Here is an 18,835-nt window from a genome sequence, read left to right on the forward strand (position 1 = left end):
GCATTTCGAGTGCGGTGCATTCAACCACTCTGCCACCTCTCCGGGGTGCGAAGGCCTTAGGGCCCGCTGGTTGAGGCCGGGTGGATATCATGGGCTTGGCGGCTCTTCAAGCGCCAAAAGAAAGCTTTTTGATTGACAAAAGAAGCTCCAGGCCATAGGGAGGCTTCCTCTATGGGCGGATCAGTCTGCCCGCTTAATCCATGCGGTGGCCTGTCCGCCGTGAAACGAAGCCGGAAACTGCCAAAAAGCCAATCCGGTGGGGACCTCCCCGCTGAGAATTGGGTTTGAACACGAGGATCAAGATGTTCGCAGTGATCAAGACCGGCGGCAAGCAGTATCGCGTTGCCGCCAATGACGTCATCACCGTCGCCACGCTCGCGGGCGAGCCGGGCTCCGCCGTTACGTTCGACCAGGTTCTCATGGTCTCGAACGACGGCTCGACCCAAGTGGGCGCGCCCCTCGTCGAGGGCGTGACCGTGGCCGGCGAGGTGGTGGAACACACCCGCGGCGAGAAGGTCATCGCCTTCAAGAAGCGCCGTCGGCAGAATTCGCGTCGCAAGCGCGGGCATCGCCAGGACTACACCGTGGTGCGGATCACCGAGATCCTCTCTGGCGGAGCGAAGCCCAAGAAGGCTGCGGCTAAGAAGACCACCACGGCTGCGGCTGACGAAGCTGCGCCGGCCACCGCTGAGTAAGCGGCAGCAACTGAACGGAACACGGGAGTAACCCATGGCTCACAAAAAAGCAGGCGGCTCGTCCCGCAACGGTCGCGACTCCGAAGGCCGTCGTCTGGGCGTCAAGAAATTCGGCGATCAACAGGTCGTTGCCGGCAACATCATTATTCGTCAGCGCGGCACGAAATGGCATGCGGGCGCGAATGTCGGCATGGGCAAGGATCACACCCTCTTTGCCACCACCGATGGCCGCGTCCGATTCCTTACGCGTCAAGGCCGAGCCTTTGTATCGGTCGTACCGGCCCAAGAGGCCGCAGAGTAAACGGCGAGAGCAAAACGAAGGAGCTCCCGCCGGCATCACACCGACCCGGCGGATCGAAGCTCCAGACAGGCCCATAAGGCCAAGCTCAGATCCGAAAAGACAGGGGAGGTGGGATGTCCCACCTCCCCTTCGTCATTTTCGGGCCCAGGGAGGGCCCAACCGGATCGGAGCAGGACTATGTTTCCCGACCTCACCCGTGACGATGTTTTCCGCCTCGAGACCCGCCGCCTGTGGCTGCGCTGGCCCCGTCTTGCGGACGCCCAAGCCATCGTACGCCTCGCCGGTGAGAAAGCGGTCGCGGACATGACGGCCCGAATTCCGCATCCCTATCACCCGGACGATGCCGAGCGGTTCATCTTCCAGGCCAGGCGCTCCAACGCGGATGGCCACGGGCTTCAGCTTGCTATCACCCCCCGGTCCAAGCCCAACAGCCTGATCGGCATGGTGGGGATCGGACCCGATCCCGAAACGGGCAAGCCGCATCTGGGCTACTGGCTGGGCACTTCCTGCTGGGGCCAGGGCTACGCCACCGAGGCGGCGCGCGCACTGATCGACGCCTTCTTTGCATATGGCGAGGAGGACGAGCTCACGGCGAACGCCCGGGTCATCAACCCAGGCTCCCGGCGCGTCCTGGAGAAGTGCGGCTTCGCCTATCATGGTTCCGGCCTCGTGGAGCTGCCGGCCCGGGGCGGCCTCTATCCGGCCGACCATTTCCGCCTCGACAGGCGGGCCTGGGAGAGCCTGAAGACCTGGGGGCATACGGGCCTCGTGCGCGAGCCCGTCGACGTCGAGGTCGAGCTTGACCGGGATATCTCCCTGGCCAGTTGAAGACGACGCGCTCCCGATACGGGAGCGCTTCCCTTTTTGTCTGCGTTGATCCGAAAAAGTCTGGGCCCGGTGCATTCCCTTGCGCCGGGCCGGATCCACCTTTGCGGAAAATGCTCCAGTCCCGTAAAGGATGCGGGTTATGAAATTTCTCGACCAAGCCAAGATCTATATTCGCTCCGGCAATGGCGGCGCAGGCGCCGTGTCCTTCCGCCGTGAGAAGTTCATCGAGTTCGGCGGGCCCGACGGCGGCGACGGCGGCCGCGGTGGCGACGTCTGGGCGGAATGCGTGGAAGGGCTCAACACCCTCATCGACTACCGCTACCAGCAGCATTTCAAGGCCAAGACCGGCGGTCACGGCATGGGCAAGAACCGGGCCGGCGCCAAGGGCGCCGACGTGGTGCTGAAGGTTCCGGCCGGAACCGAGATCCTGGAGGAGGACGGCGAGACCGTCATCGCCGACATGACCCATGTGGGCCAGCGAGTCCTGCTGGCGAAGGGCGGCAATGGCGGCTTCGGCAACGCCTATTTCACCACCTCCACCAATCGCGCCCCGCGCCGGGCCAATCCCGGCCAGGAGGGGCAGGAGCGCACGATCATCCTGCGGCTCAAGCTGATTGCCGATGCAGGGCTCGTGGGGCTTCCCAATGCGGGCAAGTCGACGTTTCTCGCCACCGTCACGGCGGCCAAGCCCAAGATTGCCGACTACCCCTTCACGACCCTCCATCCGGGCCTCGGCGTGGTGCGCGCCTACAACCGCGAATTCGTGCTGGCCGACATCCCCGGACTCATCGAGGGCGCATCCGAAGGCATCGGCCTCGGCGACCGGTTCTTGAGCCATGTGGAGCGCTGCCGGGTGCTCCTGCATCTGGTCGAGGGCACCAGCGAGGATGCGGGCGAGGCCTACAGGACGGTCCGCCACGAGATCGAGGCCTATGGCCATGGGCTCGACGAGAAGCCCGAGATCGTCGCCCTCTCCAAGGCGGACGCCCTGGACGAGGACACGCTGAAGGAGCAGCTCAAGAAGCTCAAAAAGGCCTGCAAGCAGAATCCTTACGTCATTTCCTCGGCCTCAGGCCAGGGCGTGCAGGAGGTTCTGCAGGCGCTGCTCGGCGTGATCGACGAGGCCAAGGCCGAGGAAGAGCCCGCCCAATCCCGGGAAGAGTGGCGCCCGTGAGCCCCGCAATCAGCCAGTTCCGCCGTGTCGTCCTGAAGGTCGGGTCCGCTCTGCTCGTGGACCGGGCGAGGGGGCGCCTGAATCACGCTTGGCTGGCGGCTTTGGCCGAGGACATTGCCGATCTCCACGCCAAGGGGGCGGACGTTCTCGTCGTCTCCTCCGGCGCCATCGCCATGGGCCGCACTGTCCTGGGTCTGCCTTCCGGCCCCTTGAGACTGGAGGAAAGCCAGGCGGCGGCTGCGGTCGGGCAGATCGCACTGGCCCGGACCTGGTCGGAAGTGCTGGCCCATCACGGCATCACGGCGGGGCAGATCCTGGTGACGCTTGCCGATACCGAGCAGCGCCGCCGCTATCTCAATGCCCGCGCCACGACCCTGAAGCTTCTCGAGATGCGGGCCGTTCCCGTCATCAACGAAAACGACACGGTCGCCACCTCCGAGATCCGCTACGGCGACAATGACCGGCTCGCGGCCCGCGTCGCCACCATGATCGGCGCGGATCTTCTGGTGCTCTTCTCCGATATCGACGGCCTCTACACGGCGCCGCCTGCTTCCGATCCGAATGCCCGGCACATTCCGGTGGTCGAGCGGATCACGCCCGCCATCGAGGCCATGGCGGGCGGGGCGGCTTCCGAGCTGTCGCGCGGCGGTATGCGCACGAAGGTCGAGGCGGGCAAGATCGCCACCTCCGGCGGCACGCATATGGTCATTGCGGACGGGCGCACCAAGAACCCGCTGAAGCGCATCGCCGAGGGCGGGCGCTGCACCTGGTTCCTTACTCCTTCCAATCCCGCCACCGCCCGCAAGACCTGGATCGCCGGAGCGCTGGAGCCTCGCGGTACCCTCCATGTGGACGAGGGTGCGGCGCGGGCGCTCAAGGGCGGGGCGAGCCTGCTGCCGGTGGGCGTCCGCCGGATCGAGGGCTCCTTCCACCGGGGCGATGCGGTGACCATCCGCGACGACAGCCATGTTCTGGGTCGTGGTCTCGTGGCCTACGACGCCGACGAGGCCGCCCGCATCATCGGCCGCTCCAGCCGCGAGATCGAGGCGATCCTCGGCTATCCGGGCCGGGCCGAGATGGTGCATCGGGACGACATGGCCCTCAGCGACTGGGCGGATGCTCCGGCGTCCCGGTCAGCCTGAGCAGATCCTTCGCATCGCCGGGGGCTGCGCTTTTGATATTGTTGTCGAAATAGACGTAGACGTCTCGCCCCTCCTTCCGTCAGGCGGCGATCCTCTTCGCCCAATCCGCGAGGATGCCGGTTCCGTAGCTGCCGGCATAGCGCCCGTTGGTGCCGTGGGCTCGCACATAGACGAAGTCGGCGGTCACGACCCAGGGCGAAGGGGCGGCAGCTGGATCAGGACCGGGCCGAATTTGTCCATTAGGCCCGCCATGCGCCGCATCACGAAGGCGATATTCTCCTCTACGTCCTTCAGGCGCTTCATGTGAGTGACGAGGCGGGACATCTTCCAAGCAAAGAGAAAGCCCTCCGGCGTGGAATCATGCCGGTCCGCCACGGCCTTTTCCGTCGGCAGGCGGTAAAAGGAGTTATTGATCTCCGTCGTGTCGAACTGGGTGATGTAGTAGGGCAGAAAGTCCTTGATTTTCAGGTCTTCCGGATAGAAGGAGCCCTTCCGTGGCTGGTAGTGCCAGCCGGAGGTGCCGATCCGCAGCTCTGTTCTTCTCAGAGCGCGAATCGCACTCTCGGATGCGGTGCGGCTTGGCCCTCGGGCCATCTCACGTGCTATGGATTTCGGCTGTAGGGATTTTTCCCGGGACTTGGACATGGATGATACTCGTGCCTTGAGCCAGAACGCGCTCGCCGAATCCGACAACGCGACAGAGGCCGCTTGGATCGAATCCGCTGACGCTCCGGCCCTCATGGCCGAGTTGGGGCGCCGGGCGAGAAAGGCTTCACAGCGCGTCGCCCTGGCCTCGGCGGCGGAGAAGAACGCAGCCCTGAACGCCATCGCAGCATCCATCCGCGCCGCCGCGCCCCGCATCCTTGCGGCCAATGCGGAGGATCTCGGCGAGGCCAGAGCCAAGGGGCAGCCGCCCGCCTTCATCGACCGCCTTGCTCTCGATGCGGATCGGCTCGAAGCCATTGCCGCTGCCGTCGAAAGCATTGCCGCGCTTCCGGATCCGGTCGGTCGGGTTCTGGCGAGCTTCGAGCGGCCGAATGGTCTCAAGATCGAGCGAGTGGCGACGCCGCTCGGCGTCGTCGGCGTCATTTTCGAGAGTCGGCCCAACGTGACCGCGGATGCGGGGGCTCTCTGCCTGAAGGCGGGAAATGCCGCGATCCTGCGCGCGGGCTCCGACAGTTTCCGCACCTCGTCCGCCATCGCGCAAGCCATGGGGGAGGGGCTGGAGAGGACAGGGTTGCCCGCCGATGCGAGCAGCCTCGTTCCCACCCGCGACCGGGTGGCGGTGGGGGCCATGCTCTCGGGCCTCGACGGCAATATCGACGTGATCGTGCCGCGCGGCGGCAAGAGCCTCGTGGCGCTGGTGCAGGAGGAGGCGAGGGTGCCGGTCTTCGCGCATCTGGAGGGCATCTGCCACGTGTTCGTCCACGAAAAGGCCGATCTCGGCATGGCGAAGCGCATCGTGCTCAACGCCAAGCTGCGGCGCACCGGCATCTGCGGCTCCGCGGAAACGCTCCTGGTGGATCGCGCCTGCGCTGACACCCATCTCACGCCGCTGATCGCTATGCTGCTCGACGCGGGCTGCGAAGTTCGCGGCGACGAAGCCGTGCAGGCAGCGGATCCCCGCGTGGCTCCGGCGACGGAGGAGGATTGGCGCACCGAATATCTCGACGCGATCATTTCGGCCAAGGTCGTGGACGGACTGGATGCGGCCGTCTCGCATATCGAGACCTACGGCTCCCACCACACCGATTCGATCATCACCGATGACGCTGCGGCTGCCGAGCGCTTCATGGCCGAGGTCGATTCCGCCATCGTGCTCCACAACGCCTCGACCCAGTTCGCCGATGGCGGCGAGTTCGGTTTCGGAGCCGAGATCGGCATCGCCACGGGGCGGATGCATGCCCGCGGGCCTGTCGGCGTCGAGCAGCTGACCTCGTTCAAGTATCGCGTCCGCGGCACGGGCCAGACACGTCCGTGATCCACGCTCCCGTCAAGCGGCCTCCCTCCAGGTTCCGCCTCCGCCCTTCGGGACTAGCCCGCCTGCCGCAGGCCGCCCCGGGTATGCGGATCGGTCTTTATGGCGGCTCGTTCAACCCGGCCCATGCCGGGCACCGGCATGTGAGCCTCCTCGCCCTCAAGCGTCTCGAGCTTGACCGGGTCTGGTGGATCGTCACCCCCGGCAATCCCTTGAAGGACACGGGCGAGCTCGCCTCCACGGCCGAGAGGGCGGCAGGAGCGGAGGACATGGCCGGCCATCCCCGCATCGACGTGACCACCTTCGAGGAGGAGATCGGGGCCCGCTACACCGTGGATACCCTGGCCTATCTCACGCGGCGCTACCTGGGCGTGCGATTCGTCTGGATCATGGGGGCGGATAGCCTGGCGAGCTTCCACCGCTGGCGGGGCTGGCGGAGGATCGCCCGGACCATGCCCATCGCCGTCATCGACCGCCCCGGCTGGACCCTGAAGGCGGTCCGCTCCCCTGCTGCCACAGCCCTGTCCCCATGGCGAATCGGGGAGGAGCAGGCCTCAGCGCTGCCGAGCTTCGAGCCCCCGGCCTGGGTCTTCCTGCACGGCCCCCGCTCGCATCTCTCGTCCACTGCGCTGCGCCGCCTGCGGCGAACTTCTCCTTCAGGGGGACGTTGAAATAACGTGCCGTTCAACCTTATCTTAGGGAACGGCGCATAGGATAGCGCTGCTGAGAAAGGGTCTGAACCTGAACCGACTATCTTCGCTTGAGGCGGATCGGAATCCGCTTCCTCCTCTCTCCGGAGCGGATGCTCCGAATGGTGAGGACATCCGGGCCGTTGCCCTGGCTTCCCTCGAGGATATGAAGGCCGAAAACACGGTCGAGATCGATCTGGCCGGAAAAACCTCGCTTGCAGATACCATGATCGTTACGTCGGGCCGTTCCCACCGCCACGTGGGCGCGATTGCCGACCGCGTGATCCAGGACCTCAAGGACAAGGGGTTCGGGAATGCACGGGTCGAGGGCCTGCCCGCCTGCGATTGGGTGCTGATCGATGCCGGCGACGTGCTGATCCACGTTTTCCGTCCCGAGGTCCGTGGCTTCTACAACCTCGAGAAGATGTGGGGCGCCGACCGTCCGCAGGACCGCGCCAGCTAACCTAAGGTCCGTATCGTGCGACTGAGCCTGGTGGCCGTGGGCCGTCTCAAAAGCGGCCCCGAACGGGAGCTGGTCGAGCGATACAGACAGCGGATCGAAGGCATGGGCCGGGCCCTGGGTCTGGCCGGCCTCGATATCGTCGAACTGCCCGAAAGCCGGGCGCGGCGGGACGACGACCGCCGGGCAGAAGAAGCCGTGAGCCTTTCGGAGAAGGCCGGCGCTTCCGTGCTCGTCGTGTTCGACGAGCGGGGCAAGAGCCCCTCCAGCGAGGCTTTTGCCGAGAAAATCAGACAGTGGCGGGACGAGGGCCGGCCCGGGATCGCCTGCATCATCGGCGGGCCGGACGGCCTCGATCCCAAGATCCGCCAGCGTGCCGAGCTGGTGGTTTCCTTCGGTGCGCTCACCATGCCGCACCAGATTGTGCGGGCGCTCGTGGTCGAGCAGCTCTATAGGGCGCTGACAATCATTGCCGGACACCCTTATCATCGCGCCGGTCACGACGATTCCTGAACGGATGATCCGCTTTACCTCTCTTTCCTCCCGCAAGGCCCTGGGCCTTGCCGCATGGCTGGCTGCCTCCGCTCTGAGCCCCCTCCAAGCTCAGGAGACGCCTGCGCTTGCGCCGGAGGTGCCGGCCGGAATAATGGAGACGGCCGAGGAGAAGGCGAGGCGCGAAAACGATCTCAAGGTGCTGGAGGAGGCCATGGCGGCCAGCGCCGAGGCCCGCAAGCGCCTCGAATCGGAGATCGATGAGATCCGCTCCGACCGGGCGAGGCTCAATGCCGCACTCATTGAGACGGCCGGACGGGTCCGCGGCATCGAGGACCGGATCCGCGCCCTGGAGCAGCGGCTCCTGACCCTGACCGCCAGCGAGGCGGCGATCCGCCGCTCGCTCGAGAGCAGGCGAGGGGTCATCGTCGAAGTCTTTGCCGCCCTCCAGCGCATGGGCCGCCGTCCGCCACCGGCCGTTCTGGTCAGGCCGGAGGACATGCTGGAGGCCGTCCGGGCCTCCATTATGCTGGGGGCAGTGCTGCCCGAGCTCAGGACCGAGGTCGATATCCTGGCCACTGATCTGGCCGAGCTCGTGCGCCTCAAGGAGGCGATCGCCACCGACCGCACGACCCTCAATCAGGAACTGGTCGCGCTCAATGGAGAGCAGCAGCGCCTCGCCGCCCTCATGGATGCACGCCAGGCCCGGATGGCCGAGGTCGAGCGGAGCGTCGGGGCCGAGCAGGAAAAGGCTGCGGAGCTTGCCCGTCAGGCAGGAACTCTCAAAGAGTTGATCGACCGGATGGAGCAGGAGATCGCAGGCGCTCGCCAGGCCGCCGAGGAGGCACGTCGGGCCGCAGAGGCCCAGAAGCGGGAGACGAAGGAGCGCTTCGCCCAGGCCGCCTTCCGAGACCCGGCGCGGCTGGCCCCGAAGATCCCGTTTTCCGAGGCGCGGGGCCTCCTTCCACGTCCCGTCAGCGGCGAGACCGTCCAGGATTTCGGGTCGGATGACGGCTATGGCGGAACGACGCGCGGCATTTCGATCACAACCCGGCCCAAAGCTCCTGTAGTATCACCTGCCGACGGGTGGGTAGCCTTTGCGGGACCCTTCCGTTCCTATGGTCGACTCTTGATCATTAATGCCGGCGGTGGATATTATGTTCTTCTGGCCGGGATGGACCGGATCAATGTCGATGTCGGGCAGTTCGTGCTCGCGGGCGAGCCTGTTGCGACGATGGGAGAGGAACCTCTCATGTCTTTGATGGGCAGTACCATAGAAAAGAACAATCCCGTTCTCTATGTTGAGTTCAGGAAAGACGGCGGATCGATTGATCCAGGTCCATGGTGGACGAAATCGCAAGGCGAAAAGGTTCGCGGATAATGCGCAAACTATCCATTTTGATTCTCGGTGCGGCTATCGGCGCAGGCAGCGCGACCATGGTGTCGCAGACGGACCTACTCTCCTCGACGAGCGCGGTCGCCGCCTCGGCCGATACATACCGCCAGCTGAGCCTTTTCGGCGATGTTTTCGAAAAGGTGCGTACGGATTACGTTGAGAAGGCGGATGAGTCGAAGCTCGTCGAATCGGCCATCAACGGCATGCTGACTTCGCTCGACCCGCATTCGAGCTACATGGATCCCAAGAGCTTCCGCGACATGCAGGTGCAGACCCGCGGCGAGTTCGGAGGCCTGGGTATCGAGGTCACCATGGAGGAAGGTCTGGTGAAGGTGGTGACCCCCATCGACGACACGCCCGCCTCCCGCGCCGGCATCTTGGCCAACGACATCATCACCCATATCAATGGCGAGCAGGTTCAGGGCCTCAACCTGAATCAGGCCGTTGAAAAGATGCGCGGCCCGATCAACTCCTCGGTCACCCTCAAGGTCCAGCGCAAGGAAGCGAAGGATCCAATCGAGGTGAAGCTGACCCGCGAGACGATCAAGGTCCGTCCCGTGCGCGCCCGCGTCGAGGGCGACATCGGTGTCCTGCGCATTACGCAGTTCAACGAGCAGACCTACGAGGCGCTCCGCACCGGCATCGACAAGCTGACGAACGACATCGGCGCCGACAAGGTGGCCGGCTTCGTCATCGACCTGCGCAACAATCCGGGCGGCCTGCTCGATCAGGCTATCATGGTCTCCGATGCCTTCCTCGACCGCGGCGAGATCGTTTCGACCCGCAGCCGCAATGCCGAGGATACGCAGCGGTTCAGCGCCAAGGCCGGCGACCTGACCAAGGGTAAGCCGCTGGTCGTGCTGGTCAACGGCGGCTCGGCTTCCGCTTCGGAGATCGTGGCCGGCGCCCTGCAGGACCACAAGCGCGCAACGGTTCTCGGAACCCGCTCCTTCGGCAAGGGCTCCGTGCAGACCATCATCCCGCTCGGCGGCAACGGGGCCGTGCGCCTGACGACGGCGCGCTACTACACCCCGTCCGGCCGCTCGATCCAGGCCAAGGGCATCGATCCTGACGTCGAGGTGCTGCAGGAGATCCCCGAGGAGCTGAAGGGCAAGGACGAGACCAAGGGCGAAGCCGGCCTGCGCGGCCACCTGAGCAATGGCGGCGAGAAGGAAGAGCGCGGCGGATCGTCTGCCTATGTCCCGCCGGATCCGGCCAAGGACAAGCAGCTCACCGCTGCCTACGACCTGATCCACGGCGTTCGCAAGGGCGCAGCCAACACCACAACGGTTCCGAACTAAAGATCGGACCGGCGGGCTCTGTCCTGACAGGGCGTGGTTCTCGGAACCGGTGAAAGCCAAGCCTGACGGTCTCCAAGCCGTCAGGCTTTTTCGATTCCGGCCCAGGAAGCGGTTTGCGCATCCATGAGACCGCAACCGGCGACGCAGGCCCTCGGCTTGCCGTCATCTCGGACGCAAAGCCGGTTCTCACTTTTCCCGAATGGTTTCGACAATCGCCACGAAGTGCTTGTGCCGGAGAGATTGAGGCTGCACTCTCAGGGAAATATCGGGAACCATCATTGATCGCTCGGCGATGAATGAAATCGGCAAGGTCGGGTTCTCGCAAGAATGGGAGTAAATGTCGGATGAGGAGCGCCAGAGGATCACAGAGCAGGAAAGACCTGCCCTACCGCTCCTGCGTCGGCGTGATGCTTCTCAACAAGCAGGGCCTCGTTTTCATCGGCCGTCGCCGCTCGGAATCCAGCGGCGACAACGTCGCGGACGGCTATGCCTGGCAGATGCCGCAGGGGGGAATCGACCCGGGCGAGGATCCCTATCAGGCCGCCCTGCGGGAGCTCCACGAGGAGACGAGCGTCCGTTCCGTCACCTTCCTGGCCGAGGCGCCCGAATGGTACTCCTACGATCTCCCCTCCATGGTGGCGGGCCGCGCATGGCGCGGCCGCTATCGGGGACAGACGCAGAAATGGTTCGCCTTCCGGTTCGAAGGCGACGAGAGCGAAATCAATATTCACCAGCCCGGCGGCGGCCATAAGCCCGAATTCGACGAGTGGCGCTGGGAGGAGATGCATCGCCTGCCCGAGCTGATCATCCCTTTCAAGCGGTCCGTTTATGAAAACGTCGTCCGGGCCTTCGCGGACTTGGCACCGCAGGACACGCGGATCTGAGCAGGCCCGCGGAGCGTTCCCGCGAGCCGCAATGCCGTGACGGGGCGACCAGGAGATCAGCTCTTCTCGGCCTCGATCTTCTTGCCTTGCGGAGAGACGAGATACCATCCGCCGAACCGATCATGGACATCCTGCCCAGTCACCGAGCCGGGGCCCTGATCCTTGACGTAGTAGTACAGCGGTATGCCGTCATATGTGACCTGCGTCCTGCCGTCCTTGCGCTCGATGGTTCCCACAAGCGACTGGTCGACGGCCGGTCCTGTTTGCGGAGGACCTGACGTGATCATGGGCGGCCAAACCTCGGCGCAGGCATCGTAGCAGTTGCTCGTTCCTTTCGTATCCTTCTCGAAGAGATACAGGGCCCTTCCATCCGCATCGGCGAGGTATTGGCCGTAGAGTTGCTTCTGCTCCGCGACGAGCTTGGCTGCGCCGCTCGTCTGGGCCCAGGCAGCTCCTGCAAGGGCCAGCGCCATTGCTGCAATCGGCATTCTTCTCATAGCATTTTCTCCGTCCGGTTCAGGAGACGCCCCCAACAGCAAACGACGCGCCATGCCTGCGCGGCATCGATCTCGCACGAAAATCCGTACGTTCACGTACGCAATCGCCACTTCTCACGCCGATGCGGCCGCCGGTACTGAAACCGGCTGCGACTCTGCCGGTTTCAGTACCACCCCGCTCAGATCTGCCTGCCCCCTGACGACGACAGCGCTTTTGCAAGGGATAGGAGCTTGGGGAGCCTCAGCACGACCGGCCAAAGGAGACGAACATGCTTCTTCGATATTTGGACAAGCTGAAAGGACCCGCGCTTCTGGCGGCCCTCCTTTCTTTTGCAGCCCCTCAGGCCTCCTTCGCCCAGTTGGGTGAGGAGGAGGGGATCTTCGGCGAGGAGGAGGGTTACTGGGAGGATGACGGCGGCGTTTACGAAGAGGGGCTCACCGAGCCCATGGGCGATTACTACGGGGAGGTCGATGGTGGCCTCTACGAGGATTACGGCGGTTACTACGAGGAAGAGGAAGGCGTCTTTGGCGAGGAGGAAGATTAATCCCGGCCGATCCCGCTAACCGCTGTGCCGGTCCGTCCGGCGCAAGAACCGACCTTTGGAGGACAATCTCATGACCCTCATTCGTTCGAAAATGCTCCTCGTTCTCGCCGGGTCGGCGGCCCTTCTTGCCGCTCCTGCTCTCGCCCAGCAGAACCGGTCCATGCAGGCCCAGGACAATTCCTGTTCCGAGCTGATCCGTGTGCTTCAGAGATCGCAAGGAACGGCCAACATGTCCGTCACGCTCGATCAGGCGCGCACCTTCCGGGACAACAACAATCTCCAGGCCTGCCGCCAGGCCCTTGCGAACATTGCGCAGCGGGCTCACAACCGCGCCGGCGTGAGCGCCGACGTGATGCCCCGCGACTTCCGGTCCGGGGCGCAGGGTCAGCAGATGCAGCAGGCCCGGCAGCAGGTGCCTTCGCAGTACCGCCAGGAGCGCGGGCGTATCGTTTCCGTGCGACCCATCCGCGTTCGCGGCGTCAGCACGCCCAACTATCTGGTCGTCTTCGAGACGCAGCCCGGCCGCCGCGTCGTGGCCGATGTCGGCCAGAACATCCGCACCTCCAATCTGAGGCGCGGCGCACCGATCGCCGTGCGCGGTCAGGTCGTCCGCATCGGCAATAACCGGGCGCTTCTGCTCGCCGACGCCGTGCGTGTCGGCAACCGCACCTATGCGGTGAACCGTCCGCTCTATCAGCGTTCTGCGCAACGTTGAGAGAACGGCCCAGGGGCTGCGCCGTGCCGCAGCCCCTCAGCTTTGCCGGGGCCGGAACGGAATGATCTTCTCCGACTCATGCACCGGCACAAGGCTCTCTGACAGAGAGCGGATGAGCGCATCCTGCCGGAACGGTTTGTTGAGCCTCGTGAGGCCTTCATCGGCTCCAGGAGAAAGATCGGCATAGCCCGTCGCAAGGATGATCGGCAGATGCGGCCACTGCGCTTTGATCCTGCCGGCGAGCTGGACGCCTGTCATGCGCGGCATCGCCTGGTCGGTGATGACGAGATCGACCGGTCGGCCGCTGTCCAGATAGGAGAGGACCTCCTCGGCAGACGAGAACTCGACGACCCGGTGCCCGAGATCCTCGAGCATGGCGACCGTGTTCTGCAGGACGAGAAGATCGTCATCCACCGCAAGAATGGTCAGGGGCGATGGCGCCGAGCCGGTCCGCTCGACCGGCAGCCCGCCTGTCTGCGCGGAGGGTTCGGCCGTCTGGATCGCATGCGCCGCAGGAAGCCAGATCTCCGCCGTAGTTCCCCGGTCCCGGTCGCTGTTCAGCAGCAGGCAGCCGCCGGATTGGGCTGCCAGCCCATGCACCATCGAAAGACCGAGGCCGGTCCCCTTGCCGACTCCCTTGGTCGTGAAGAACGGCTCCATGGCCCGCGCCAGGGTCGCATCGTCCATGCCTTCGCCCGTATCCCTGACAGAGAGGCAGACATAAGGACCGGGTGGCAGACCGCACTTATGGCCGTCCGTGACGGTCTCACCGCGCGCAGCGATCGTGATCACGCCGCCATCGGGCATGGCGTCGCGCGCATTCACGACGAGGTTGAGCAGGGCCAGCTCGAGCTGGTTCGCATCGACATGGATCGCGGAGAGGCCCAGGGGGAAGCGGGTCTCGATCTGCACCATGGGTCCGATGGAGCGCTGGAGGAGATCGGCTATGCCGGTTACGAGCTCGCGCACGTCGACGATCTCGGCCTTCAGATCCTGACGACGCGCAAAGGCCAGCATCCGCTGGGTGAGGACTGCGCCCCGCTCAGCGCCCTGGATCGCGGTATCCAGCAGGCGCTTGGCTTTGGGATCGTCCGGCAAGCGGTTGCGCAGGAGGTCGAGATTGCCGAGCACCACCGCGAGCAGGTTGTTGAAATCATGGGCGATGCTGCCGGTGAGCGCCCCGACCGCCTCGATCTTCTGGGCCTGCCGCAGGGCATCTTCCGCACGCTTGCGGGCGGTGACATCGACGACGCCGCCGAGGATGTGCTTGATCCGGCCCCCGGCGTCCCGCTCGACGCGCCCCGACAGGAGGACATCCAGAACGCGGCCGTCCTTCGCCACGAAACGATACTCGACGTCCTTGGCTTCGCCGGCCTTGAGAAGAGTGGGCCAGGCGACTTCGCTCCGCTTGCGGACGGAGTCCTCCGTCATAAAATCGGTGATGATGCGGCCTTCCACCTCCTCGCGGCTGTAGCCCAGGAGCTCGAGCCAGGCATCGCTCACGCCATCGATGACGCCGTTCTCGCGCAGGATGTGCAGGGGCAGGGGAGTCCTGTTGTAGAAATTCCGAAAGCGCTCCTCGCTTTCCCGCAGGGCTCGAGCCTCGCGTTCCGCCATCTGGCCGAAGCGGCGATCGAACATGGCCGCGACGAGGGCCAGGAACAGGATCAGGAAGGTTGTGGCCGAGATACCGAGAGCCAGGTTGGTCTGGTCGAGGCTTGCATGCGCATGGGCTTCGTCCACCGGGGAGTGGGCGCTGAAGACCGTTCCCTGCATGGCTGCGTAGTGCATGCCCGAAACGGCAAGGCCCATGACGACGGCAGCAATGAGTCTTTGGGTAAAGCCTACATTCCGGAAGGCGAGCCAGAGCGCGATTGTGGACGCACCGATGGCGATCAGCGCCGAGATGCCCACCCACAGGCTCTCGTGGCGGAGATCCGCCGCCATCTGCATCGCGGACATGCCCATGTAATGCATGCCGACGATTCCCAGCCCCATGAGGAGACCGCTGACGACCAGAGCCCAGAGGCCGGAAGCCGTCCGGCTCACGATGTAGAAGCCGAACCCCGTTACCAGAATGGGCAGCAGGAGAGAGAAAAGCGTCAGGGCGGTATCGTAGGTGACATGCAGGTCCGGCACCTGAAAGGCCAGCATGGCGACGAAGTGCATCGCCCAGATGCCGCCTCCCATGGCCACGGCCGCCGTTGCGAGCCAAGCCCCTTTGGCGAAACCTGTCGAGACACGGATTCGGCCGGCCAGGTCGAGGGCCGTATAGGACGCAACCGTTGCGGTGAGAACGGACAGGGCGACCAGAGTTCCGTCATGGGTGCCGACGTGGGACATTCCTGTTCGTTCCTCGGGGATCGCTCATGCCGGAGGATACGCACCCAAGCGTAGCCTTAAGAAGAGCGCAAGAGAAACTCTCCGGCCCGTCGGAAGTTCCACCGGCGAACGTGACCCTGTTTCAATCATCCAGGGTACGGAAAAAATGGGTAAGGAGCCCGACAGAGACGCCTATCAATCGTGCTCGCAAGGGATGATGCGGACCGGGTTGTCCCAGTGCGTAAGCCGTGCGCGATCAGGTCGTGATCGTGGAGCCGAGCTCACGCCGGATCGTGACGGTCATCGAGCGCAGATAAGGCTGGCGCAAGCATTCGGCCGGAGGCCCATGGCACATCTGCGCCACGGGCGCTCGATATTTTCAGGCCGCGTAACGGCGCAGCGCGGAGGATGCCTCGAAGGAGCCTTGGGCCGAGCCGGCCAGGCTCAGGTCCTGCAGCGACAGGTCGCTGTCGTCCCCGAGGAGTTCGATGGCCTCGCGGGCGAACCGGCGGAATTCTTCCTTGAGGATTTCGGGCTCGGATGCCCAGCACTGCCCCTCGCCCTCGGCATCGTAAAACGCCCGAGCGACAAACTCGATTTGGTCGTTCATGATTGGCCCCCTGACTATGAAGTCAGTTTGTTTTGCGGAAACGCTTCTCTTGTTGCGGCGCTTGTTACTTCGACTTGCTGTCGCACCGCGGTACTGAGCTTTTCAGCTTGGAGCTATGTCTACGACCCGACAGAAGAGATTCGCAATGTCTCGAAAGTGGTAGAGGCCGGCAAAGAGCCGGGCGCCGCATCCGTAGGCCCACAGGCGGGCTCACCGCCCGATGGGATCGACCGGCTCTTTAAGGGCATGCATGACGCGACGAAGTTTCGTCAGGAAGCGCTGCAGGAAGCCCATTTTCTTGCGCTGCTTGGCGCGGCTTCTCATCACCAGGTGATGACGCTCGGCATAGGTCCAGTTGGTATCCACATCCTCGAAGCCGCGCGGCGGCGTGCAATAGGAGGTGAAGCCCGGATATCCCACATAGCCCACATTGCCGGGATAGACCGGGACGCCTGGACGAGGCTTCGGCGGCTGGTAGGTGGTCCTGCGATAAATGCGGTCGCCGTCGATCACCGTTCCGAGATAATCACCATTGACGTCGACTACCTCGGTCTCGTCCCAGGGAAACCAGCCGATCCAGTTCCCCTGCTTGTCGAAGAGGTGGCGGTCGTTCTTCTCCCGGCGGAATGCGATCCATTCGCCGGACGAGTTGAAATAGTGGATGACCGCTGGGGCCTTGCTCTTGCTGGCCGACCGGTCGGCCTCGCCGGGTTGACTGGTGTGCGACATGTCAGGACTTCAACGGCAGGAGAGTGTGAACGGAGACCCAGCCGATCTCCCGGGGGGCGGGGACCAGATAGGCGCGGCCATGATCCATCTTCTCGACCCGGCAGGTGATCGCCCGCTTCTCGCCCGGAGGGCGATAGACGACGGTTGCTCCTACATAGAGCTGATCGTCCTGGGCGAAATTGAACGGATCGGCGCCTCCGGAAGCCGGGCTGCCCGTCGAATCCGCTTCCTGCTCGACGCCGCGTGTGCGGTCAAGTTCGGCGATTACGAGACGGGCCACATCCCGATGGCGGCTGTTGATGGCGCGCAGGGCGGCCTTGGTGCGCTCGGGGAACCAGGAGCCTCCGACCTTGGCCAGCAGCTCGGCAATCTTTTCAACTTCCTCGTCCGACATCTTCGCAATGATCTCTCTGGCGCGGTTTCAATTCATGCCGCGTGATGGAACGATGGCATGCAAATATATAAAATCGGATGAAAGGTATAGAGCATTGGCGTTACGCAAGGGATATCCACGTCAGTGGTTAACAATTTCCCGCCCGAGAGGACTTCTGCGGCATTGCCAGCGAAAGAGTCTGAATCGTCATGCCCATCCATTTACGGCAGGCGAAATTCGGATGCGGTAAGGAGCGACTAATGCAAAAAGGGGCGCGATTTAAGCTATATTGTTATAGTAAAGAGCGCGGCCTGAAGCTGTGATTGCGGCGCTCGCCGTACCATCTGAAAAAGGCAATGGTGCCCCTGGCCGGGATCGAACCAGCACTCCTTGCGGAACTCGATTTTGAGTCGAGCGCGTCTACCAATTCCGCCACAGGGGCAAGGACCTGCCGACTAGCATGCACCGTCGAGCATGGTCAATGAGGCAGATGTGATAGGGCGCCGCAGGTGCGCCTCTCGCCAAGTGCGGCGGCTTGTGCTCAAAGGGGCTGGGGCGAGTGGCCCCTGTTTCTGTCGGACCCTGCGGGACACCATGCTGAGACGCCTTTACGACTGGACCCTGTCCCTCGCGGCCCGGCCTTCGGCCCCCTATGCCCTGGCCGCCGTATCCTTCTCGGAGAGCTCCTTCTTTCCCGTTCCGCCGGACGTGATGCTGGTGCCGATGATGCTGGCCCGGCCGGACAGGGCGTGGCGCTACGGCGCCATCTGCACGGCGACTTCGGTCCTGGGCGGTGTCTTCGGGTACATGATCGGCCTCCTGATGTACGACACGGTCGGCCTCTGGCTGATCGACTTCTATGGGCTTAACGACAAGGTAGAGCTCTTCCGGGCCTGGTACGAGGAGTACGGATCCTGGGTGATCCTGCTCGGAGGCCTGACGCCTCTTCCCTACAAGCTCGTCACCATCATGTCGGGGCTTGCGGGATACAACCTGCTCTGGTTCATCCTGCTCTCCGTCCTGGCGCGCGGGGCCCGCTTCTATTTCATCGCCCTGCTGATGAGCCGGTTCGGGCCGTTCATCAAGGCTCTGATCGACCGCCATTTCAACCTGATCGCGGCTGCCGGCGTCGCCCTGTTCATCGGCGGTTTTGCGGCTGTCCGGTATCTGATCTGAGAGGGAGGGGCCGATGCGCTTCAAGCTCTCCATGCGACAGGCGGCTCTGGCCGTGGCGCTCGGTGCCGCGGCCACCGTCGGCGGCGCGCTGATCTTCGAACACGTCTTCGGCTACGTGCCCTGCAAGCTGTGCCTGACCCAGCGCAATCCCTATTACATCGCCGTTCCGCTCGGCCTTGTCGCGGCGCTCATGCCGCCGCGCTGGGCGCGGGCGGGCCTGTGGCTCCTGGCTGTGATCTTCCTCGTGAGCGCCGGTCTCGGCGCCTACCATTCCGGAGTCGAATGGGGCTTCTGGGCCGGGCCCAGCGATTGCGGCGGCGGATCGGGCGCCAGCCCAGGCAATGTGGGCGATTTCCTGAACCAGCTGCAGAACACGCGCGTGGTCAGCTGTACGGAGGCCGCATGGCGGTTCGTCGGGCTGTCGCTGGCGGGATGGAACGTGGTGATTTCGCTTGCACTCGCGGCCTTCGCCGCCAAGGCGGCGGCCGATAAGGGCATCTTCTTCGGGCGCTGATGGATGGGCGAGGG

At 64.4% G+C, this 18,835-nt stretch carries 23 protein-coding genes and 1 tRNA gene; 16 read left to right on the plus strand and 8 right to left on the minus strand.

Annotated features, from left to right (window positions below; translation table 11 throughout):
- Nucleotides 1-302: 302 nt before the first annotated feature.
- The 5 genes from rplU to proB all read left to right on the plus strand — a co-directional run bounded on the left by rplU (nucleotide 303) and on the right by proB (nucleotide 4,140).
- Nucleotides 303-695 carry a 50S ribosomal protein L21 gene (gene rplU, locus LG661_RS15485; protein ID WP_230532795.1) on the plus strand — a complete coding sequence of 131 codons (393 nt, stop codon included), beginning with the start codon at nucleotides 303-305 and terminating at the stop codon, nucleotides 693-695.
- Nucleotides 696-729: 34 nt separating this feature from the next.
- The gene (gene rpmA / locus LG661_RS15490; protein WP_230532796.1) at nucleotides 730-996 is read left to right on the plus strand and encodes a 50S ribosomal protein L27; all 267 of its coding nucleotides are present in this window, start codon (nucleotides 730-732) and stop codon (nucleotides 994-996) included.
- A 177-nt stretch (nucleotides 997-1,173) separates the two neighbouring features.
- Nucleotides 1,174-1,824, plus strand: coding sequence for a GNAT family N-acetyltransferase (locus tag LG661_RS15495; RefSeq protein ID WP_230532797.1), 651 nt, complete (start codon nucleotides 1,174-1,176; stop codon nucleotides 1,822-1,824).
- Nucleotides 1,825-1,963: 139 nt separating this feature from the next.
- Nucleotides 1,964-2,998, plus strand: a complete 1,035-nt coding sequence (obgE, locus tag LG661_RS15500; protein ID WP_230532798.1) for a GTPase ObgE — start codon at nucleotides 1,964-1,966, stop codon at nucleotides 2,996-2,998.
- Nucleotides 2,995-4,140: a glutamate 5-kinase gene (proB, locus tag LG661_RS15505; RefSeq protein ID WP_230532799.1), complete on the plus strand. Its 1,146-nt coding sequence runs from the start codon at nucleotides 2,995-2,997 to the stop codon at nucleotides 4,138-4,140. The genes obgE and proB overlap by 4 nt, the downstream gene beginning before the upstream one ends.
- Before the next feature lie 79 nt (nucleotides 4,141-4,219).
- Here the strand turns inward: proB and LG661_RS15510 are convergent, their stop codons facing one another.
- Together LG661_RS15510 and LG661_RS15515 are read right to left on the minus strand one after the other, a co-directional pair.
- Nucleotides 4,220-4,327 carry a DUF72 domain-containing protein gene (locus LG661_RS15510; protein WP_230532800.1) on the minus strand — a complete coding sequence of 36 codons (108 nt, stop codon included), beginning with the start codon at nucleotides 4,325-4,327 and terminating at the stop codon, nucleotides 4,220-4,222.
- Entirely contained in the window at nucleotides 4,324-4,785 is a 462-nt protein-coding gene (locus LG661_RS15515; RefSeq protein ID WP_230532801.1) for a DUF72 domain-containing protein, read from the minus strand. The genes LG661_RS15510 and LG661_RS15515 overlap by 4 nt, the downstream gene beginning before the upstream one ends.
- Nucleotides 4,786-4,879: 94 nt before the next feature.
- Between LG661_RS15515 and LG661_RS15520 the strand changes: the two genes are divergently transcribed.
- From LG661_RS15520 to LG661_RS15550, 7 genes are all read left to right on the plus strand, one after another.
- On the plus strand, nucleotides 4,880-6,121 hold the full coding sequence (locus tag LG661_RS15520) for a glutamate-5-semialdehyde dehydrogenase (RefSeq protein ID WP_230532846.1): 1,242 nt from the start codon (nucleotides 4,880-4,882) through the stop codon (nucleotides 6,119-6,121).
- A gap of 83 nt (nucleotides 6,122-6,204) precedes the next feature.
- Complete coding sequence (locus LG661_RS15525) at nucleotides 6,205-6,789, plus strand: nicotinate-nucleotide adenylyltransferase (RefSeq protein ID WP_230532802.1); 585 nt, start codon at nucleotides 6,205-6,207, stop codon at nucleotides 6,787-6,789.
- Nucleotides 6,790-6,940: 151 nt separating this feature from the next.
- Entirely contained in the window at nucleotides 6,941-7,270 is a 330-nt protein-coding gene (gene rsfS, locus LG661_RS15530; protein ID WP_230532847.1) for a ribosome silencing factor, read from the plus strand.
- 15 nt (nucleotides 7,271-7,285) lie between these two features.
- Nucleotides 7,286-7,780: a 23S rRNA (pseudouridine(1915)-N(3))-methyltransferase RlmH gene (rlmH, locus tag LG661_RS15535; RefSeq protein ID WP_230532803.1), complete on the plus strand. Its 495-nt coding sequence runs from the start codon at nucleotides 7,286-7,288 to the stop codon at nucleotides 7,778-7,780.
- 4 nt (nucleotides 7,781-7,784) lie between these two features.
- Nucleotides 7,785-9,140 carry a murein hydrolase activator EnvC family protein gene (locus LG661_RS15540; protein ID WP_407666726.1) on the plus strand — a complete coding sequence of 452 codons (1,356 nt, stop codon included), beginning with the start codon at nucleotides 7,785-7,787 and terminating at the stop codon, nucleotides 9,138-9,140.
- On the plus strand, nucleotides 9,140-10,456 hold the full coding sequence (locus LG661_RS15545) for a S41 family peptidase (RefSeq protein ID WP_230532805.1): 1,317 nt from the start codon (nucleotides 9,140-9,142) through the stop codon (nucleotides 10,454-10,456). Before LG661_RS15540 ends, LG661_RS15545 begins: the two co-directional genes overlap by 1 nt.
- Before the next feature lie 344 nt (nucleotides 10,457-10,800).
- Nucleotides 10,801-11,340 carry an RNA pyrophosphohydrolase gene (locus tag LG661_RS15550; RefSeq protein ID WP_230532806.1) on the plus strand — a complete coding sequence of 180 codons (540 nt, stop codon included), beginning with the start codon at nucleotides 10,801-10,803 and terminating at the stop codon, nucleotides 11,338-11,340.
- 56 nt (nucleotides 11,341-11,396) lie between these two features.
- Here the strand turns inward: LG661_RS15550 and LG661_RS15555 are convergent, their stop codons facing one another.
- The gene (locus LG661_RS15555; protein WP_230532807.1) at nucleotides 11,397-11,828 is read right to left on the minus strand and encodes a COG4315 family predicted lipoprotein; all 432 of its coding nucleotides are present in this window, start codon (nucleotides 11,826-11,828) and stop codon (nucleotides 11,397-11,399) included.
- A gap of 278 nt (nucleotides 11,829-12,106) precedes the next feature.
- Here LG661_RS15555 and LG661_RS15560 point away from each other — a divergent pair, with 278 nt between their 5' ends.
- Together LG661_RS15560 and LG661_RS15565 are read left to right on the plus strand one after the other, a co-directional pair.
- On the plus strand, nucleotides 12,107-12,382 hold the full coding sequence (locus tag LG661_RS15560) for a hypothetical protein (RefSeq protein ID WP_230532808.1): 276 nt from the start codon (nucleotides 12,107-12,109) through the stop codon (nucleotides 12,380-12,382).
- 70 nt (nucleotides 12,383-12,452) lie between these two features.
- A complete protein-coding gene (locus LG661_RS15565; protein ID WP_230532809.1) occupies nucleotides 12,453-13,097 on the plus strand; it encodes a hypothetical protein in 645 nt (214 codons plus the stop codon).
- Between the two features lie 36 nt (nucleotides 13,098-13,133).
- On the opposite strand, the gene LG661_RS15570 is transcribed toward LG661_RS15565, so the two are convergent.
- The 5 genes from LG661_RS15570 to LG661_RS15590 all read right to left on the minus strand — a co-directional run bounded on the left by LG661_RS15570 (nucleotide 13,134) and on the right by LG661_RS15590 (nucleotide 17,573).
- Complete coding sequence (locus tag LG661_RS15570; RefSeq protein ID WP_230532810.1) at nucleotides 13,134-15,440, minus strand: MHYT domain-containing protein; 2,307 nt, start codon at nucleotides 15,438-15,440, stop codon at nucleotides 13,134-13,136.
- 358 nt (nucleotides 15,441-15,798) lie between these two features.
- Complete coding sequence (locus LG661_RS15575) at nucleotides 15,799-16,029, minus strand: hypothetical protein (protein ID WP_230532811.1); 231 nt, start codon at nucleotides 16,027-16,029, stop codon at nucleotides 15,799-15,801.
- A 210-nt stretch (nucleotides 16,030-16,239) separates the two neighbouring features.
- Nucleotides 16,240-16,758, minus strand: a complete 519-nt coding sequence (locus tag LG661_RS15580) for a hypothetical protein (RefSeq protein ID WP_230532812.1) — start codon at nucleotides 16,756-16,758, stop codon at nucleotides 16,240-16,242.
- Between the two features lies 1 nt (nucleotide 16,759).
- Complete coding sequence (locus LG661_RS15585; RefSeq protein ID WP_230532813.1) at nucleotides 16,760-17,152, minus strand: hypothetical protein; 393 nt, start codon at nucleotides 17,150-17,152, stop codon at nucleotides 16,760-16,762.
- 336 nt (nucleotides 17,153-17,488) lie between these two features.
- Nucleotides 17,489-17,573, minus strand: a tRNA-Leu gene (locus LG661_RS15590).
- Nucleotides 17,574-17,725: 152 nt separating this feature from the next.
- Here LG661_RS15590 and LG661_RS15595 point away from each other — a divergent pair.
- Both LG661_RS15595 and LG661_RS15600 read left to right on the plus strand, forming a co-directional pair.
- Nucleotides 17,726-18,307, plus strand: a complete 582-nt coding sequence (locus LG661_RS15595; RefSeq protein ID WP_230532814.1) for a YqaA family protein — start codon at nucleotides 17,726-17,728, stop codon at nucleotides 18,305-18,307.
- Between the two features lie 13 nt (nucleotides 18,308-18,320).
- Nucleotides 18,321-18,821, plus strand: coding sequence for a disulfide bond formation protein B (locus tag LG661_RS15600; RefSeq protein WP_230532815.1), 501 nt, complete (start codon nucleotides 18,321-18,323; stop codon nucleotides 18,819-18,821).
- Nucleotides 18,822-18,835: the final 14 nt, after the last annotated feature.

Origin of the sequence: Microvirga roseola (assembly GCF_020866965.1) — a bacterium.
GTDB classification, from domain to species: domain Bacteria; phylum Pseudomonadota; class Alphaproteobacteria; order Rhizobiales; family Beijerinckiaceae; genus Microvirga; species Microvirga roseola.

What these genes read in the sequence shown, in the direction of transcription:
- rplU (WP_230532795.1), top strand. Translation starts at nt 303, where the DNA reads ATGTTCGCAGTGATCAAGACCGGCGGCAAGCAGTATCGCGTTGCCGCC.
- rpmA (WP_230532796.1), top strand. Translation starts at nt 730, where the DNA reads ATGGCTCACAAAAAAGCAGGCGGCTCGTCCCGCAACGGTCGCGACTCC.
- LG661_RS15495 (WP_230532797.1), top strand. Translation starts at nt 1,174, where the DNA reads ATGTTTCCCGACCTCACCCGTGACGATGTTTTCCGCCTCGAGACCCGC.
- obgE (WP_230532798.1), top strand. Translation starts at nt 1,964, where the DNA reads ATGAAATTTCTCGACCAAGCCAAGATCTATATTCGCTCCGGCAATGGC.
- LG661_RS15515 (WP_230532801.1), bottom strand. Translation starts at nt 4,785, where the DNA reads ATGTCCAAGTCCCGGGAAAAATCCCTACAGCCGAAATCCATAGCACGT.
- LG661_RS15520 (WP_230532846.1), top strand. Translation starts at nt 4,880, where the DNA reads ATGGCCGAGTTGGGGCGCCGGGCGAGAAAGGCTTCACAGCGCGTCGCC.
- LG661_RS15525 (WP_230532802.1), top strand. Translation starts at nt 6,205, where the DNA reads ATGCGGATCGGTCTTTATGGCGGCTCGTTCAACCCGGCCCATGCCGGG.
- LG661_RS15540 (WP_407666726.1), top strand. Translation starts at nt 7,785, where the DNA reads ATGATCCGCTTTACCTCTCTTTCCTCCCGCAAGGCCCTGGGCCTTGCC.
- LG661_RS15545 (WP_230532805.1), top strand. Translation starts at nt 9,140, where the DNA reads ATGCGCAAACTATCCATTTTGATTCTCGGTGCGGCTATCGGCGCAGGC.
- LG661_RS15550 (WP_230532806.1), top strand. Translation starts at nt 10,801, where the DNA reads ATGAGGAGCGCCAGAGGATCACAGAGCAGGAAAGACCTGCCCTACCGC.
- LG661_RS15555 (WP_230532807.1), bottom strand. Translation starts at nt 11,828, where the DNA reads ATGCCGATTGCAGCAATGGCGCTGGCCCTTGCAGGAGCTGCCTGGGCC.
- LG661_RS15560 (WP_230532808.1), top strand. Translation starts at nt 12,107, where the DNA reads ATGCTTCTTCGATATTTGGACAAGCTGAAAGGACCCGCGCTTCTGGCG.
- LG661_RS15565 (WP_230532809.1), top strand. Translation starts at nt 12,453, where the DNA reads ATGACCCTCATTCGTTCGAAAATGCTCCTCGTTCTCGCCGGGTCGGCG.
- LG661_RS15570 (WP_230532810.1), bottom strand. Translation starts at nt 15,440, where the DNA reads ATGTCCCACGTCGGCACCCATGACGGAACTCTGGTCGCCCTGTCCGTT.
- LG661_RS15575 (WP_230532811.1), bottom strand. Translation starts at nt 16,029, where the DNA reads ATGAACGACCAAATCGAGTTTGTCGCTCGGGCGTTTTACGATGCCGAG.
- LG661_RS15580 (WP_230532812.1), bottom strand. Translation starts at nt 16,758, where the DNA reads ATGTCGCACACCAGTCAACCCGGCGAGGCCGACCGGTCGGCCAGCAAG.
- LG661_RS15585 (WP_230532813.1), bottom strand. Translation starts at nt 17,152, where the DNA reads ATGTCGGACGAGGAAGTTGAAAAGATTGCCGAGCTGCTGGCCAAGGTC.
- LG661_RS15595 (WP_230532814.1), top strand. Translation starts at nt 17,726, where the DNA reads ATGCTGAGACGCCTTTACGACTGGACCCTGTCCCTCGCGGCCCGGCCT.
- LG661_RS15600 (WP_230532815.1), top strand. Translation starts at nt 18,321, where the DNA reads ATGCGCTTCAAGCTCTCCATGCGACAGGCGGCTCTGGCCGTGGCGCTC.